1 protein-coding gene is annotated in these 1,739 nt (G+C 68.2%); it reads right to left on the bottom strand.

Going from position 1 to position 1,739, the window contains the following annotated elements:
• The coding region (locus J5V16_RS24015; protein WP_208499908.1) for an HNH endonuclease signature motif containing protein at nt 1–1,595 on the bottom strand (1,595 nt) is incomplete at its 3' end.
• Nucleotides 1,596–1,739 lie beyond the last annotated feature (144 nt).

Raw genomic sequence — 1,739 nt, 5'->3', positions numbered from 1 at the left:
TCCGGCCCCGGGCATGCCGAGGGGCCCGAACCCATGCGGGATCGGGCTTGCGCTGCATGGTCTTGCTGTGCGGCGCTTTCCCCCAGCGGTCGCCCACTGGGGCAGCCTAAGACCGGCACTGGCGTGGGTGCCCCGAACTTCTCTCGGCATTTCGCCTTGGCTGCCTTGATAGCAGCCAGGCATCGGTCTCTGTCGATGGCTTGGGTGAGGGCGTCCAGGTCGGGTTTCATGGCCTGGGACCATTCGGTCCGGTAGAGCCCGGTCGGGAAGACATCCCGTTCGGTGCCCTCGTTCTCGGTGTCCATGTCGGCATCGGTGCGCCAGTCGGCGCAGCCGCACCCGGAGTGTTCCTCGGGGGCGCTCTCGTGGCCGTCGTGGTGGGTGATGACGGCAGTGCCGGGTCCGGTCTTCTCGACCGACCAGCCGGGGGTGTGGATGCGGCCGTGGTGGAACCTGCACAGCAGGATCAGGTTCTCGGCCGTGGTCGGGCCGCCGTCGGCCCAGTGCTGGAGGTGGTGTGCCTCGGTCCACGCGACCGGCCGGTCGCAGCCGGACCAAGCGCACCCTTCCGGTTGCTCGAGTTCGAGCTTGCGGCGCAGGGCCGCGTTGGGCAGGCGGAGGGTCCTGCCGAGTTCGACTGCTTCCCCGGTGGCGTAGTTGAACACTGAGGGGATGATGGCGGCTTCGCAGGCGAGGAGGCGGGCGCGGGCGACCGAGATGGGTTGGCCTTCGAGGAGGGGCAGTCGGCCGGTGTCCTTGCCCTGCAACGTCTCGATGTCCACCACGAGGTCGAGGGTGGCGGTGTGGCCGTGGCGTGTGGCGGCCTGGGGTGAGGAGCCGTAGCCCGCGAGGAGCTGGTGGAAGGCTTCGGCGTGCCGGTTCGCCTGCGCGGGCAGGAGGCCGCCCTCGTCCTCGCTCTCCTGGTCCTCTTGGCGGGGTGGCGGGCAGGCGGTCTTCAGGTACTTGTCGAGCAGGCGCCCGGTCGCTTCCGAGAGGGTGCCTTCCAAGGCCCACATGCCGTTGGCCTGCGGGGTGAGTTCGAGGCGCTGCATGGACTGCTCGCCCAGTTCGTCGAACAGTTCGGTCGCTTCGGCGATCGAGGCCCACACCTCATCGAGGTGGCGGCGCAGTTCCTTGAAGGTGGCGTGTGCGCAGTACTGGGCGACCATGGCCTCCGGGGTCGCACACACCACCGAGGCGTCGAAGGGGGAGGGGGCGGGGGTTTTGAAGGGGGTGCGGGCGAACAGGCGCATGGCGGGGGTCTGCTCGAGCTGGCGGACGGCGTAGGCGACCTGGTCGATCCGGGCCTTCCCGGAGGTGGCCGCCTTAGCGAGGAGACGGAACTTTCCCGAGAGGCGGGCGATGGCGGCGATGTCGGCGGCGGTGCGGTTGTGGAAGTCGAACTGGGAGACCAGCAGATCGCGCAGGGCGGAGAACCCGAACGCGGAGCGGTGGAGGTTGGCTTCCTTCATCTCGATCACCGCCGACAGGACCTGGGCGTGCTGGACGTTGATGAGGGAGGCGGCGTCATCGAGGGCGGTGCGGATGGCGGCCGCGCGCTCAGAGGCCGGGGGAGTGGGGGTGCAGCTGCTCATCGGGGGCTCGCCTCCTTCCACTGTTCTCGAATGGTCTGCCTGTTTTCGCTTGCCTGTTCGTACTTCAATGATGACAGGTGAGTGCATCGGTGTCATCACTCAAAGGAGTGAACATTCCATGAGGGACATTCATGGGCGGCGTCG

It is taken from the genome of Glycomyces niveus (assembly GCF_017592475.1).
GTDB classification, from domain to species: domain Bacteria; phylum Actinomycetota; class Actinomycetes; order Mycobacteriales; family Micromonosporaceae; genus Glycomyces; species Glycomyces niveus.
This window is presented reverse-complemented; position numbering and strand designations above follow the sequence as displayed.